Here is a 15,103-nt window from a genome sequence, read left to right as displayed (position 1 = left end):
TGTGCCGTGAAAGAGGGTTATCAATAAATATCAATAAGTTACCTCATCCTCCCCAAATCAATCACTTAGCGTATTCTGCGCATCTAGCTCACAAATGTGACATTGGCGTGAATTTTGCGCATTGCTTTTCTGTTTCCCAACGACTATCACTTAACTGTGACCGCACATAAAGTAGTCACTGTTTTCTTTCCACCAGACCGAGATATGAGGGAAACGAGGCATGAAGAGACAGAAAAGAGATCGCCTTGAAAGGGCGTTGTCACGTGGGTATCAAGCAGGCATTACAGGGCGTTCAAGGGAGATTTGTCCCTATCAAGCATTAGACGCCAGATCACATTGGTTAGGAGGTTGGCGACAAGCCATGGAGGACAGGGCTGTGACCGCTTAAGCGGCTCTCTGTCAGACTAAGGGAACACCTCCGCTTTATGCGCATATTGCGGAGGTTTTTGTTTACTCTTCGTTCTTGCTGCTGCAGTGTTGTTGGCTGCACTCATTCACCTGAATCATTGACTAGTGTCAACTCATCGGGATTCACTCGTTTGCCGCCTAACTGCAACACCAATAACTTCGAGTCATTTTTGCATCTTGCTGCTGCAGTGTTGTTGGCTGCACTCATTCACCTGAATCATTAACTAGTGTCAACTCCTCGGGATTTTCAGTTATCACTCCACCCAGCGCTTTAGCAAGATACTGGCATTGACGCCGCCAAAGCCAAAACCATTTGAAAGGGCATAGGTCATTTCATGGGGTTGTGCTTTGCCCGCAATGATATTAAGCCCTTTGGCCGCGGGATCCAAATTATCTAAATTCAGGGTTGCCGGTACTATTTGTTGGCGTAATGCCAACACGGTGAAAATAGTTTCCAGCCCGCCAGCCGCACCCAGTAAGTGGCCAGTGGCAGATTTTGTTGAGGTAATGGCTAACTTATTGCCCTCACCAAACAAATGCTTAATGGCATTAATTTCACCAAGATCACCTACAGGGGTCGAGGTTGCATGGGCATTAAGATGCTGAACTTGTTCGGGCTTAATTCCCGCCTGGCGCAGCGCGATTTTCATGGCACGATAGGCGCCATCGCCATCCTCTGCTCCGGACGTCATATGGTAGGCATCGGCACTGGTACCGTAACCAACAATCTCAGCTAATGGCTGTGCGCCACGCGCTAAGGCATGTTCTAACTCTTCGATAACCAGCAGACCTGCACCTTCACCCATCACAAAACCATCTCGGGCGCTATCAAATGGGCGCGAGGCTTTTTCCGGTTCGTCATTAAAACCGGTTGATAATGCGCGGGCAGCAGCAAAACCGGCCAGACTGACTTTATCAATCGCGGCTTCAGCTCCCCCGCAGAGAGCAATATCCGCTTCATTGTTACGGATCATGCGCACAGCATCGCCGATGGCTTGAACACCTGCGGCGCAAGCAGTGACAGGGGCACCAATCGGCCCTTTGAAATGGTGTTTAATGGAGACATGACCCGCTGCCAGATTCACCAGAAATGAGGGCACGGTGAAAGGAGACAGGCGTTTTGGGCCACGGCTATCCGTCGTGCGAACCGCATTCGCAATAGAAGGAAAGCCACCAATACCTGAACCTATGACGGTTGCGGTACGTTCTTGTTTATCAAGAGTATCAGCTTGCCAGCCGGCGTGGGCAATAGCTTCATCTGCTGCGGCCATAGCAAATTCAATGAAGCGATCCATTTTCTTTTGATCTTTCGGTGCAACAGCTTTATCAGGATCGAAACCCGCGGCGGGATCTGCTGCTAGAGTGGGAACTTGGCCGCCTATCTTTGCCGATAAATCACCGACAATCTCATCCGGCAGGACGCGGATCCCTGATTGTCCGGCCAAAAGTCGCTGCCAGACCACATCAGTACCACAACCTAATGGGGAAACCACACCCATTCCTGTAATTACTACACGGCGCGTATTCATTATTATTCCTTTTGAGACTTAATTGAATGTGGAAGATGTCTGGCATCAACTGACCCTTTATCATGCATCAGTGCCAAGCGTTTATTAATTATATCGCTCCTGACAGAGCCTGCCGCGAGAGTGATATCTTGTGCGCGAATAGGTTGGTGAGTGACCTTATCCAATAAAAGAGGTTCCACAGGAGTGCCGGTGCGTTTGTCCGTGAGGATAACTGCGGGGCCATCTGGTGCAAAGTGTTGATTTCCCCAGTGAAATAAGCTAGCAATAACAGGGAAAAAATCATTGCCACGTTCGGTCAGTAGATATTCATAGCGAGTGGGCCGAGTTTGATAGAGCCGTTTTTCAAGGATACCGCTTTCCACCAAATACTTTAGGCGACGGGTCAGGATGGTGGGGGACAGCTGCAAACTTTGCTGAAATTCATCAAATCGCGTTATTCCCTGAAAAGCATCACGAATAATTAGCATACTCCACCATTCTCCCACCCGGGCAAGAGCGCGAGCAACTGGGCAGGGCATATCCTGTAGACCTGTTTTTTGCATACCACTCCTATAGGATTGCGGTGGTGCTGGTTGAACTTCACCTGGTAACTACATTTATTGTAGTGACTGGGTTAAAAAAAAGGCCAATAGCATAGAGTAACAATGCAGGGGGAATTAACCGCCCCTGCACCGGAGTAATGGATACAAATATTAGAAAGCGTTAGTGTCTTTAAACAAACCCACTTTCAAGTCGGTGGCGGTATAAATTACTTTGCCATCAACTAATACTTCACCATCAGCTACACCCATAATTAATTTGCGCATGATAACGCGTTTAAAATTAATACGGTATGTCACTTTCTTGGCATTAGGCAGAACCTGACCGGTGAATTTAACCTCACCGACACCCAGTGCGCGGCCTTTGCCTTCGCCACCTAACCAGCCAAGGTAGAAACCAACCAACTGCCACATGGCATCAAGGCCCAGGCAGCCAGGCATTACCGGGTCACCGATAAAGTGGCAACCGAAGAACCATAGATCCGGATTAATATCCAGTTCCGCTTCCACATAACCTTTGTTATAGAGGCCGCCGTCTTCCGTCATTTTGACGACACGATCCATCATTAACATATTGCCAGCAGGTAATGGTGGCCCACCAGCGCCAAACAGTTCGCCACGGCCTGATGCTTCAAGGTCTTCTTTTGTATAGGATTCGCGTTTATCTACCATGTTCTCAGTAAGCCTTATTTTAATGAAGTCCGCAGAATAGCGTACAGCTGTACGCTGAACAAGTCCGATCAGCCGTGGTTAAACCAGTTCAGCCAACGTAATGGCCAAGGCCACCGGTGTCTGTCCAGCGGATTGACTTGTGCGATTCGCTCTTGAATTATACCTAATAAGCTCGGTTTCTGCTCATCGGTATAAACCACACCCGTTAAGATAGGTAATGCTTCAGCCGCGGTATCAACAGCCCACAAGTGGAACTGGCCATTTTGTACCGCCTCAATTACGGCTTGATTTAAGCACAAATGGCGGACATTGGTAGTGGGTAAAATAACGCCCTGGCTGCCCGTCAGTCCACGCCGTTGACAAGCCTCAAAGAAGCCCTCGATCTTTTCATTCACGCCACCAATAGGCTGTACATTGCCAAATTGGTCTACTGAACCCGTCACCGCAATTTGCTGATTGATTGGTTGCTGTGAAAGTGCACTGATTAGCGCACAAAGTTCTGCGAGTGATGCGCTATCGCCATCCACTTCACCATAGGATTGTTCAAAAACAATGGATGCGGAGAATGGCAGTGGCTGATCAAGCTCCAATTCTGAAATTAAGTAGGCTTGCATAATCATCATGCCTTTCGCATGAATATTACCGCCCAGTTCAGCTTTACGTTCGACGTCAACAAATTCGCCGTCACCCAAGTGAACAACGCAACTGATACGAGCGGGTTCACCGAAGGCATAAGGATGGCCAGGATATTCCAACACTGACAAACCATTAATCTGCCCGACCACTTGCCCTTCAGTATCGACTAAAATCTGCCCCAGCTCTATTTCATCCTGCATTCGCTCGGCAAGATAACTATTACGCCAATCGCGGGCGTTCAGTGCTGACTCTAGCGCATTGGCGGTGATGGTGTCTTCTTCGGCATAAAGTGCAGCTTCTGCCAGCACGCGAGTTAACCACTGTGGGCACAAGGGCAGGCTGCCTTGATCACCGCTGTAACGTACCGCTTGGCGCAACAGCACTGGCCAGGCATCAGCAGATAATACAGGTAATTGTTTTTGCTGCAAAAGTGCGTTGATATAACCGCACCATAGGGTCATACCCTCAAGGTCAACTAGCGGTAGTTCTACTTCGAACTCACCATAAATAGCCAGTTCGCCAAGCTCAGGTTCCATATCATGGAAGTCACCCAAGCCAAGGCGGTCGCCCACAAGAATCAGGCGCAAGTCGAGTGGCATTGACGGAATATGCACAGGCAAAGGACGAGTTTCATCCGGAGACAACCAGTCAAAGCGCTGCTGAACCAGCATTTGTTTCAAACGTAGCCACATCAATGGCTGCGCTTGTAATGCGCGAACTGACAAGATCAACACGCCGCCATTAGCTTGATGAACCAAGCCTGGCTGTAAGCTGATTTGGTCTTTATGCCATCGGACACAGCCAAAAAGTTGTTCTGGCTCGACCCACTCCTGATAAAGACAGCCGGAGACTGCGGCAAACGGCTCGTCACCACGCTGTGCTGGTTGCCAGGTGACTTGGTGACCGTGCACCAGATAATCTCCGCCAAACAGGGCTGAGGCTTCCGGTTGCAGCTCTTTAACAGCTTGAGCAATCAATGCCAGATACTCAGTACTTTCCTGTGCTTTGATTAGCATAAAACGCGGTTGAGATTGTGGATGACAGAATAACGTCAAGCCATTTTCTAACCGGGGCTGAATTGCCGCGAAAGGAACAGGCTCCAACTGGGAGGCAGTAGCAAATAACGCTTCATATGGCGTTGTGTTCGGCAGTAGGGACTGCCATTCAAGTCTGTTATTGGTCAAAGTGATAGATGCAATCGTCAAAAAGGGAAAAAGCGATTATACAAGAATAAAGCAGGCTGCATACACGTAGAGTGGTAGTTGGGAGCAAGGAGTAAGATATCAGCAGCATTCCGTACAAAAAATAAGCTAAACATACTCTTTTAGTAGGGTGAAATTCTGTATAAAGCTGTTATGCTTGCGTTAAGTTACACGGTCACTAAAGAGCTCACGATGAAATATCAGCAACTGGAAAATCTGGAAAGCGGTTGGAAATGGGCGTATTTGGTAAAAAAACACCGTGAAGGTGAGGCTATTACCCGCCACATTGAAAACAGCGCAGCGCTGGAAGCAGTCGAGCAACTGATGAAGCTGGAAAGTGAACCAGTGAAGGTTCTGGAGTGGATTGAAACTCACATGAATATGCAACTGGCTAACCGGATGAAACAAACTATTCGAGCCAGGCGTAAGCGGCATTTTAATGCGGAGCATCAACATACTCGTAAGAAATCAATCGATTTGGAATTTTTGGTTTGGCAACGTTTGGCCGCCCTTGCCCGACGTCGGGGTATTACTCTGTCAGAGACAGTAGTTCAGCTAATTGAAGATGCCGAACGCAAAGAAAAGTATGAGAATAAGATGTCGTCATTGAAGCAGGACTTGCAGGATATTCTTGGTAAAGAAATTTAATCTTTTTTTGGTATCAATAGTTTTTTGGCATTAATAAATAGTAACGTCCTGAGAAAAGGATGTTAAAGACAATGTTATTTAACCTGATTTTTTATCTAATAATAAAATCAGGGAATAAAAAAAACCCCGCAATGCGGGGTTTTTACGAAGGTAGTAAACTTAAGCCTGTGGCTGAACTACAACTTCTTTGTAGCCTTTAACTTCGATCTCTACGCGACGATCTGGTGCCAGGCACTCAATCAGAGCAGCACGTGGTTTCACGTTGTCACAGGTATTGCCTGTAACTGGGTTTGCTTGGCCTTCACCGCGAGCGGTGATTTTGTCAGCAGGGATACCTTTAGAAACCAGGTAATCACGCACGCTGTCAGCACGACGCTGAGACAGAGCTAAGTTAGGAGCTGGTTGACCGATACGGTCAGCGAAGCCCAGAACTACTACAGAACCGTCTTTAGGATCGATAGAGCTCAGCTGTGAATACAGTTGGTCCAGAGCTTGCTGGCCTTCTGGTTTCAGAGTTGACTTGTTGAAAGCAAACAGCACGTCTGATTTCAGAGTGAAACGCTTAGTGTCAACAACTGGAGCTGGAGCTGGTGCTGGAGCAACTACTGGAGCTACTGCATCATCTTGACCGAAACGGTAAGAAACACCTACGCTCAGCATGCCGTTGTCTGGACGAGCACCAACGGTACCTTTATCACCGATGTTGCTAACCCATTGGTATTCCATACGGGTTGCCCAGTTTTTGGTCCATGCGTATTCAGCACCCAGAGCGACCAATGGAGAAACACCGGTGTCATGGTTGCTTGAACGAGCGCCAGATTCAGCGTCAAATGCGCTTGAGTCTGCACGCCATACCAGACCACCCAGACGGGTGTACAGGTCCAAGTCCTGAGCAACTGGATAGCTCAGTTTAGCAGCCAGCTGAACGCCTTGTGCTTTAAAGTCGCCGTTACGGGTATCACCTTTGTAAGGCATACGACCAAGCCAGTCGTATCCCATTTCAAAGCCCAGGTATTGGTTTGCTTGGTAACCCAAGAACGCGCCAGCACCTAGTTGGTTTTTATGGGTAGGGCCGTCGTTGCCCAGATCGCCATAGATACCGCCTGTGCCAGTATCTTGATACTGGGACCAACCCAGTTTACCACCGGTGTACCAGGTATTATCTTTCGGTGCGGCTTGCGCTACTGTAGCGAAACCAGCCAGTGCCACTGCTAATGCGATAGCTGTCTTTTTCATTTTACGCCTCGTTATCATCCAAATAGGCAATGAGCTTTAAAAGCTAAGCCCTTGGTTAAAATTCTTCGTCAAGGTATTCGCGCTCCCGTTATTAACGCTGCCAGTATAATTTGGCGTTTTAGAGCAACCTTGGCGATGTAAAGTCTACAACGTGGCGAGAAAGTTACAAGTCTGATGTGATAAACCGCCTGAAAAAAAAACGAAATTGTGCATTATCTTTAACGATTTAGCGGTAAAAGGCAGCCTTTTATATACCTTGTTTTCTGCCGCAAGCCGCATTCTGACTCGCTTTATGCTGATTTCGCAGGAGTAAGCACTAAATATTGTAATAATTCATGGGATAAATCCTAAATTTACTTAATGATACAAAGAAGAATGAATTTTTAACGTCGGACACTGTCCTTGAGTCGCTTTTATGTCATCCAAAGGATGCATAACAAACCCATAAGCATTTCCTAATTTTGCTGCCAAACGTAATCGAATACGATCGTTTTCTGTCAACTCAGGTAGCCAACCAAGAACAACACTATAATTTCCCGTCAACAATGCTTTTTCCATTGCATCAACTGTTGATAATGGATTGATCTGCCGTACCTGAACAACTTTAGTGATTGGTAAACCTGATTGCTTTATCCATGAACGGCTTAATTTCTGTTGTGGTGATAACCATAGGAGCCATCGAGATTGTTTTCCCAACTGTTGTAATAAAGGCAGTAATAGCTGGGTCACCGCAGGTTGGTTTTCACTATACACAAGTTCACTAATAAGGCCGCTATCTGTTGGTGAATCAACTCTTTCCGGTGCGTTACGGGTAATCAGAGAATGATAATTAGCATGATAAGGTTTAAGTGATTGAGTACGCATGATGAACCTCGCCTGTAGTGTGCTGTATGCATATACAGTAGTCACTGTTTGTTCGAAGATCAACTAAATTTTTACAAGGCGCTTCGCATTATTGCGATGTAAATGGGCGCAAAACCATTTTGTGTTTGGCGTGGTAATCCATATTGCGTATTTTTTAATTAGTTGTTCCTCTTACACTTATTTTGACTGAATAGGGACGTGGAATAGGATTTTTACTAAAGGAGTAGTAATGAAAAACATATCAGAAAACATGATAACTCAGGCCCATTCTCGTTTTGACTTTTTGGGCCAAATCACGATTCGCTCACAATTTGGTGGCTATGGGCTGTTAGCCAACGGCATTATGTTTGCTGTGGTTTCCGAGGGTGAGTTGTATTTACGGGCGAATGATAAGATTGAAGGTTTATTCCGCACCAGAGGAATGGCCAATCTGGTTTATGCTAAACGCGGGCTTCCTGTTTTGCTGCGATATTACTGGGTAGATTCTCAATTATGGGATGATGACCTCGTCTTGCGTAATTTTGCCAGACAGGCCCATCAAGGGGCTAAAGCAGAGGTTTTAAGTAAGAAAGACTCCAATGTTCGTTTGAAAGATTTACCAAATCTCAGTGCCAGCCTTGAGCGTTTGCTCTGGAAAGTCGGAATCAAGAGTGCTGCGGAGTTGCGCCTTGAGGGGGCTAAATGTTCTTATCTAAAATTACGTGTTTTAAGACGATCGCTTGGTATCAATGTTTTATTGGCTCTCGCCGGTGCTATCAGTGGGCACCATTATGCGGTACTGCCTCTGATGATGCGCATTGAGCTTATTGAATGGTTCGAAATGCACATTCGCGCATCCCAAACTGCACATTATGAGACAGCGTAACGACGGGCCACAGAAAGATATGGGCCCGAGGTTCAGCTAGCTGGTCTGGCCGATACGTTTATTGAGTTCGCTAATCTCAGGTAATAGTTCGAGCAATAAGCCAATTTGTTGCAAAACTAATTGGTCGATGCTTTCCGGCTCAGGATGTGAACTCTGTAACCGGGTAGATAAACCGGTTAATACTTGAGTCATTTGGCTGTGGTCGGGTGGGGTTTGCTCTAATGAGCCTTCGATATAACAAATCGCGTCGTTGAGTAAATTCAGTGTGGCGGTGTTACTCAGTTTTTCGCGATGCGCGCCCAAAGCCGATATATAGCTCAGCATCGTGTGATTTAAGCAGAGTAAGCGAAATGCGGCGTCATGAGTGGCTTTATCGCTCTTGGGCTCAGCAGACATATTGGAAATAACTGACGCCAGCTCAGCATCACAATTATGTGCATCACGGCGGGCGATACGATAGGGCAAGCTATTGTCTTTCCCTTGATGGTATTGCACTAAAATTGCATCGAGATAACGGCAGTTCGCATTAAGTGTTTTATGAACCACGGCTGGGAGATGACGGAACTTCCAGTCTGGCCAGATAAAACTCACGGCAACCCAAGCAATAGCACAACCGAGCAAGGTATCAAACACGCGCGGCGCGGCAACTTCGAACCCTTCCCCTAATAGGTTAAAACATAATAAAACCAGCAATGTAATGAACATGGTTGCATGCGCATACTGGACATTGCGGAAAGCAAAAAATAGCACCCCACTAATGACTATCAGGATTAATTGCCCCTCAATGGAGGGCACAAAATAAAGGATGGGAAGTCCGATAAGCACGCCGGCAAGGGTGCCAATAATCCGCCGCGTAAGGCGGCTCCGTGTTGCGTTGTAGTTGGGTTGGCAGACAAAAAGGCTGGTCAGCAGGATCCAGTAGCCGTGGCGCATGCCGGTAAATTGAATGAATGCATAACCGACACAAAGCACAACAGACATACGAACTGCATGACGAAACAGGGCCGATTGCGGAGTGAGATGGCGGCTAATACGCAGCTTAATGTCACTCCATCCGGTGAGGCGGTCATCTGACAAACGACTTTCAGGTTGTGGGCCTTCAGCTAATACCTGTTCTGATTCAATCCCCGCGAGTTGTGCATCAATGGCGCGTAGATTTTTCAGTAACAGTGAAAGTGCTTTTACTTGCGGCACATTTTCATTTTGCGCCAGTTCCCTGGCTAGCGCGGCATTTATAAATGTAAATGCCCGTTCGAACCGAGGGTCGTGCTGATACTTTTGGCGCATTAAAATAGATTGGGATAGCTGTGTGCAAGCTCGGGCCTGCATGCTGAGCAGGCGCTGAAAGCGAAATAAAACATCGCTATAGCGGAATTTCTCCCGAAGTAACTGATATTGAACATGTGATGAACTGGCGCGCTCATGAATATCTTGTGCCACGAAATAATAATGAAGGGTTCGCCTGGTTTCGCGCTGACCTCGGTCACCTTTCAGGCGAGAAACGAGCGATATTCGGGTCTGATTCAATGTTGCCAATAATGTACCGTTAGCCATTGCTACATCGATAAGCGGCTGATCAACATCAGATTCAATGTCAGGATCGAATAGATTGGCTTTTGCTTCCAAATAATGAGCTAGCTGCTGATAACAACGCGCCAGGTTGTCCTGTAAGGGGCGAATAGGAAAAATAAGATGCCCACATAAAGTCAGGAGGTTATACCAAACCGCCCCCAGTATCAGTAACAGGGGTTGCTGGTACCAGATGTGGTACATCGAGGTGCCCAGCATGGTGTAGATGGCAATGAGTAATGCGCCAAAGGCGATTGTGGCATAACGTTGGCCTAAGGCTCCCAGCAGAATAAAACCGCAAGTTGACAAGGTCAGGCCGAGGGCAAAAAACCAAGGATAAGGAAATAACAGTTCAATAGAGGCTGATGCGACAAAAAAACAAATTAGCGTAATGAATAAGTTACGTAACCGCCCAGCTAGGCGGTCATCAAGGTCAGCAAGTGCTGCGGCTACGACACCGAGAGTTAAGGGAATTGTCAGTTTGGGCTGATCAATCCACCATGGAACCGCCGTTACGCCTACTAATGCAATAAAAATGCGGACATGATAAAGCAGGTTGCTGTTGTAGATATAACGACGTAAACCAGTGACGAAAGTGAGCACAAAAAACCTCTAAAACAGGAAATTCAGCGTTGCTTAAATTGACGCTGAGCATTAGCCAGTCTGGCTTGTTGTGCCATTTCTACAGAAACGACCCGTCGACCTACCGGCCATAAAGCAATAGCCGCAATTTTAAAGTTGGCAATCCCGACCGGAATACCAATGATGGTAATACATTGTAGGATCCCGGTTGCGATATGTGATAAACACAGCCACCAACCAAATAAAATAAACCAGACAATATTCAGTAAAGAACCGCCTGCGGATAACAAAGGATTACTTTTTTCTGGGTATAATTCATTGACATGGATCGCCTCATTACCATATGGCAGAAATGATAACTTAGTAATCTCCCAGCAAGAGCGAGTTAATGGTAAGGTGAAAATCAGGACAACACTGAGCACGGTGGCTAACAGCCAGCCTAATGTGGTGAAAAAACCACCTAAAACAAAGTTAAGGATATTCAGTACAGTACGCATAGTAATTAATCTGCCTAGCTGAATAAAAAAACCGCAATGCGGATGAATGACAACAGTTGCTATATATTCTATACGAATAATGCAGGTAAGTTTCTTTAGTCAACTATCTGATACCTGTTGTTTAAACTCAATTATTATATTTACACTCCGATAGATTATTCAATTCACTTAATACGGGTTATGGCGCGCAGATATGGAACTTAAAGCGACATCTTTTGGCAAACATCTGGCTCAACACCCTTATAACCGGGTACGTTTACTCAATGCTGGCATCGAAGTCTGCGGTGATAAACATCAATACCTGATTCCGTTTAACCAGTTGGTTAATATTCAATGTAAACGCGGAATTGTTTGGGGTGAGATGGAATTTGAACTTCCAAATCAACAAGTTGTGCGCTTACATGGCACGGAATGGCAGGAAACTCAGCGTTTTTATCATCACTTGCTGGGCATCTGGCAACAATGGAGTGAGGAGATGGCCCTGGTTTGTGCTGATGTTTTGCATAAACAAGTTGAAGCAATTAAACGAATTGAGCAGCAGGATAAATGGTTTAAACGCAGTGAGTTAGGTCAGGTGCAAGCCGCTATCCATGAAGCTTTCGCATCACTGCCGATGCCGGTTCAGCGGTTAACTGAGTTTGAGTCTTGTCGTGCTGATTATGCGCTCTGTCTGCGCTGGTTGCAGCAGGGCAATCGCAGTGTCGAGCAGCGTAATCAGCAGTGGACTCAGCGCATGTTGGCAGAGCATCAAGCTTTCTTCCAGAGTGTAGAAATTTCGCCCTTGAATGAATCGCAAAGTCAAGCTGTGGTCAACGGCGAGGATGCGGTATTGGTGCTGGCGGGTGCGGGGAGTGGTAAAACCTCGGTGTTGGTTGCCCGTGCGGGGTGGCTATTGCGCCGCAATGAAGCCTTGCCGGAGCAGATTTTATTGCTGGCTTTTGGCCGCCAGGCAGCGGATGAAATGAATAGCCGTATCAAGCAACGGCTAGCGATAGATGATATCCAGGCCAAAACCTTCCATGCACTGGCATTGCAGATAATCCAGCAAGGGAGCCGCAAAACACCGGTGATAAGTAAGCTTGAATCTGACAGTCAGGCCAGAAGGTCATTATTGATTAACAATTGGCAACAGCAGTGTAGCGAGAAAAAAGCGCAGGCTAAGGGATGGCGCGAATGGTTAACCGACGAACTTGAATGGGAAGTAGCTGAAGGCGCTTTTTGGCAGGATAAACGGCTAGCTGCCCGACTCGCTGGGCGGCTTGAGCGTTGGTTAGGATTAATGCGGATGCATGGTGGTAGTCAGGCTGAAATGATAGAGCAGGCTGATGAAGAAGTTCGAGATCTCTTCCAAAAACGTATACGTCTAATGGCACCATTACTAAAAGCATGGAAAGCAGCCCTGAAAGAAGAGGGGGCGGTTGATTTCTCCGGCCTTATCCATCAGGCGGTTAACTTGCTGGATAAAGGGCGTTTTGTCAGCCCCTGGAAGCATATATTAGTCGATGAGTTTCAAGACATTTCACCACAACGCGCCATGTTACTGACCGCGTTGCGGAAACAAAATAAGCAAACTTGCCTCTTTGCTGTCGGTGATGATTGGCAGGCCATTTATCGTTTTAGTGGTGCAGAGCTTTCGCTCACCACCGCCTTTAACCAACACTTTGGTGAGGGCGCGGAATGCGCGCTGGATACCACTTATCGTTTTAATAGCAGCATTGGTGATATAGCAAACCGATTTATTCAGCAGAATCCATATCAATTGAAAAAACCGCTGAATAGCTTGAGTAAAGGGAATAAAAAGTCGGTTATTATCTTGCCAAATGAACAGCTTGAAGCCCTGTTGGACAAGCTCAGTGGTTTTGTTAAAGATGATGAACACATCCTTATTTTGGCGCGCTATCATCATTTACGACCAGAGCTGTTACAAAAAGCAGCAACGCGTTGGCCAAAGTTACACATTGATTTTATGACGATTCATGCCAGTAAAGGGCAGCAGGCTGACTATGTCATTATTGTGGGTTTGCATGAAGGGAATGATGGTTTTCCGGCAGTGGCGCGGGAGTCAATTTTGGAGGATGTGCTGCTACCAGCCCCAGAGGATTTCCCCGATGCAGAAGAGCGGCGTTTGCTTTATGTCGCGATGACTCGTGCAAAACATCAAGTATGGCTACTGCAAGACCCGGAAAATCCGTCTGTTTTTGTAAGCCAATTGAGTGAGTTAGGGGTCGCAACCCAACGTAAACCTTAATCAAAACAAACCTTAATCAAAACAAACCTTAACCAAAACAAACCCTAGCCTATCAATCATTAAGCCCGGCGGTTATCGCACCGGGCTTAATGCTTATTTCAGTCGTTGCTTTAGATAGTGATCGTAATCAGGGATAGCGATGGTGACTTCATCACTAAATAAGCGGGAATCAATTAAGAAGTCTGCGGTAGAGCGGTTAGTCGCTACCGGAATATTCCATACGGTAGCCAGACGTAACAGGGCTTTTACATCAGGGTCATGTGGGACGGCATTGAGTGGATCCCAGAAGAAAATCAGAATATCAATTTTCTTCTCTGATATTAGCGCACCCACTTCCTGATCACCGCCCATTGGGCCGCTGAGCAAACAATGGACATCAATTCCTGTCGCTTTCTGTACCAGGTTCCCTGTTGTGCCGGTGGCATAAAGCTCGTGCTGCGACAACAGGTCTTTGTTCTCCATCACCCATTCGAGCAGTGATTTTTTGCAGTGGTCGTGAGAAACCAGAGCAATGTGCTTACGCGCCGCAATGGTGCGGGTAGTGAGTTCCATCAACATATCCTTCAATAAGTGCCAACGATTTACTGACAGATTACTGAAATGGTAATTTTGTGCATAGTGATAACGCAAAGAAATGCGAGGAAACTAGCATAACCTGATGTTTAAGAACGACCTTAATGTCGCCAGGCTATTTAGCGGGCTGTTTTTTTGCCCATAATAGGAAACGTTGCTGAGTTTCTTGGTCTGCTTGCAGGTACCAGTATTGCAACATTTGTTCAGCAACATTCTCACCTTGTAAATCGGTGTTTTTTTGCGGGGTATTGGTGCCGGCCACTGCAATTGTAGTTCCTGGTACCGCACTTACCTGCGAGGGCGGGATGGTGGCAAAAGAGGGGACGGAGGCGCTGTATTTTCCAACATTATAGGTTGCCATTGCAGTTTCAAGTGATGCGGCAGTCTTGAGAGTATCTTGATGCAAGATGTCATGGCGAACATTTAGCGGGCGGCCATTATCACCAATCAGTTGATATACCGGGTTTTTAGTGAATTTATTGCCATCACGTTCGGTATCAATCAGTGGTAATTTTATTGCCACTGAGCGAACATTCCGAGTATTAAATACTACGACTAACGCCGGGGATGAATACAATACTTTTGGGTCGGTCGGCAGGGTTTTTGTGACCTTAAACAGAATTTGATGCTGACCACTGTTTAACTCCAAGCTATCTGCGCCTTTTAGCAAGGAACCCGACATGTTTTTTCCATCGACGACTAACAAGTCAATTTCCGGCGCGAGTTTTAAGGTCGTGGCTAGAGCTGAGGCACTACAGCAAACGGCCAAAATCCCTGCGACCACCAGACCAAATTTCATGTGCTACTCCTGAGGATGAGATCTGCTGATATTGTCAGATCAGCTAGATTATGTGTCAAAATTTTTCTAGTTGCCCATATTTATTTACGTTTTGAAATATTCAGTATAAATGTGCTGGTTTTATCCTGATGAATTCTAAAGATAAACACGATAATCTAACAGTTATTACTGCTCTATCTATTAAAGCAAATCAATTGGGTGGCATTTATTATTGTTTTTAGCATGATGCAGACTGA

General features: G+C 46.4%; 14 protein-coding genes. 4 read left to right on the top strand and 10 right to left on the bottom strand.

What is annotated here, in order from left to right; genetic code table 11:
• Nucleotides 1–220 precede the first annotated feature (220 nt).
• Complete coding sequence (gene rmf, locus YROHD0001_RS19555) at nt 221–388, top strand: ribosome modulation factor (protein WP_061447446.1); 168 nt, start codon at nt 221–223, stop codon at nt 386–388.
• A gap of 274 nt (nt 389–662) precedes the next feature.
• Here rmf and fabF read toward each other — a convergent pair whose 3' ends face one another.
• The 4 genes from fabF to YROHD0001_RS15225 form a co-directional block, all read right to left on the bottom strand.
• The gene (gene fabF / locus YROHD0001_RS15210; protein ID WP_032815987.1) at nt 663–1,937 is read right to left on the bottom strand and encodes a beta-ketoacyl-ACP synthase II; all 1,275 of its coding nucleotides are present in this window, start codon (nt 1,935–1,937) and stop codon (nt 663–665) included.
• A gap of 2 nt (nt 1,938–1,939) precedes the next feature.
• Nucleotides 1,940–2,479: a winged helix-turn-helix transcriptional regulator gene (locus YROHD0001_RS15215; RefSeq protein ID WP_004713288.1), complete on the bottom strand. Its 540-nt coding sequence runs from the start codon at nt 2,477–2,479 to the stop codon at nt 1,940–1,942.
• A gap of 150 nt (nt 2,480–2,629) precedes the next feature.
• Nucleotides 2,630–3,148: a bifunctional 3-hydroxydecanoyl-ACP dehydratase/trans-2-decenoyl-ACP isomerase gene (gene fabA, locus YROHD0001_RS15220; RefSeq protein WP_004713287.1), complete on the bottom strand. Its 519-nt coding sequence runs from the start codon at nt 3,146–3,148 to the stop codon at nt 2,630–2,632.
• Nucleotides 3,149–3,216: 68 nt separating this feature from the next.
• Nucleotides 3,217–4,968 (bottom strand): AAA family ATPase, encoded by a 1,752-nt coding sequence (locus tag YROHD0001_RS15225; protein ID WP_032815986.1) that lies wholly within the window; start codon nt 4,966–4,968, stop codon nt 3,217–3,219.
• 210 nt (nt 4,969–5,178) lie between these two features.
• Between YROHD0001_RS15225 and matP the strand changes: the two genes are divergently transcribed.
• Entirely contained in the window at nt 5,179–5,634 is a 456-nt protein-coding gene (matP, locus tag YROHD0001_RS15230; protein WP_004713285.1) for a macrodomain Ter protein MatP, read from the top strand.
• A gap of 159 nt (nt 5,635–5,793) precedes the next feature.
• On the opposite strand, the gene ompA is transcribed toward matP, so the two are convergent.
• Together ompA and sulA are read right to left on the bottom strand one after the other, a co-directional pair.
• Complete coding sequence (gene ompA, locus YROHD0001_RS15235) at nt 5,794–6,870, bottom strand: porin OmpA (protein ID WP_004713284.1); 1,077 nt, start codon at nt 6,868–6,870, stop codon at nt 5,794–5,796.
• Between the two features lie 357 nt (nt 6,871–7,227).
• Nucleotides 7,228–7,734, bottom strand: coding sequence for an SOS-induced cell division inhibitor SulA (gene sulA, locus YROHD0001_RS15240; protein ID WP_004713283.1), 507 nt, complete (start codon nt 7,732–7,734; stop codon nt 7,228–7,230).
• A 229-nt stretch (nt 7,735–7,963) separates the two neighbouring features.
• Here sulA and YROHD0001_RS15245 point away from each other — a divergent pair, with 229 nt between their 5' ends.
• Complete coding sequence (locus YROHD0001_RS15245) at nt 7,964–8,599, top strand: TfoX/Sxy family DNA transformation protein (protein ID WP_004713282.1); 636 nt, start codon at nt 7,964–7,966, stop codon at nt 8,597–8,599.
• Between the two features lie 36 nt (nt 8,600–8,635).
• Here the strand turns inward: YROHD0001_RS15245 and yccS are convergent, their stop codons facing one another.
• Both yccS and YROHD0001_RS15255 read right to left on the bottom strand, forming a co-directional pair.
• Entirely contained in the window at nt 8,636–10,771 is a 2,136-nt protein-coding gene (gene yccS / locus YROHD0001_RS15250) for a YccS family putative transporter (protein ID WP_004713281.1), read from the bottom strand.
• 23 nt (nt 10,772–10,794) lie between these two features.
• The gene (locus YROHD0001_RS15255) at nt 10,795–11,247 is read right to left on the bottom strand and encodes a YccF domain-containing protein (protein WP_004713280.1); all 453 of its coding nucleotides are present in this window, start codon (nt 11,245–11,247) and stop codon (nt 10,795–10,797) included.
• 193 nt (nt 11,248–11,440) lie between these two features.
• On the opposite strand from YROHD0001_RS15255, the gene helD reads away from it, so the two are divergent.
• Nucleotides 11,441–13,495 carry a DNA helicase IV gene (gene helD, locus YROHD0001_RS15260; protein ID WP_004713279.1) on the top strand — a complete coding sequence of 685 codons (2,055 nt, stop codon included), beginning with the start codon at nt 11,441–11,443 and terminating at the stop codon, nt 13,493–13,495.
• A 93-nt stretch (nt 13,496–13,588) separates the two neighbouring features.
• Here helD and YROHD0001_RS15265 read toward each other — a convergent pair whose 3' ends face one another.
• Nucleotides 13,589–14,047: a methylglyoxal synthase gene (locus YROHD0001_RS15265; protein ID WP_032815984.1), complete on the bottom strand. Its 459-nt coding sequence runs from the start codon at nt 14,045–14,047 to the stop codon at nt 13,589–13,591.
• A 136-nt stretch (nt 14,048–14,183) separates the two neighbouring features.
• Nucleotides 14,184–14,867 (bottom strand): DUF2057 family protein, encoded by a 684-nt coding sequence (locus tag YROHD0001_RS15270; RefSeq protein ID WP_004713277.1) that lies wholly within the window; start codon nt 14,865–14,867, stop codon nt 14,184–14,186.
• Nucleotides 14,868–15,103: the final 236 nt, after the last annotated feature.

The sequence above is a fragment of the Yersinia rohdei ATCC 43380 genome (assembly GCF_000173775.1).
GTDB classification, from domain to species: Bacteria; Pseudomonadota; Gammaproteobacteria; order Enterobacterales; family Enterobacteriaceae; genus Yersinia; species Yersinia rohdei.
The sequence above is the reverse complement of the archived record's forward strand: the minus strand, read 5'-3'. Positions and strand labels throughout refer to the sequence as shown.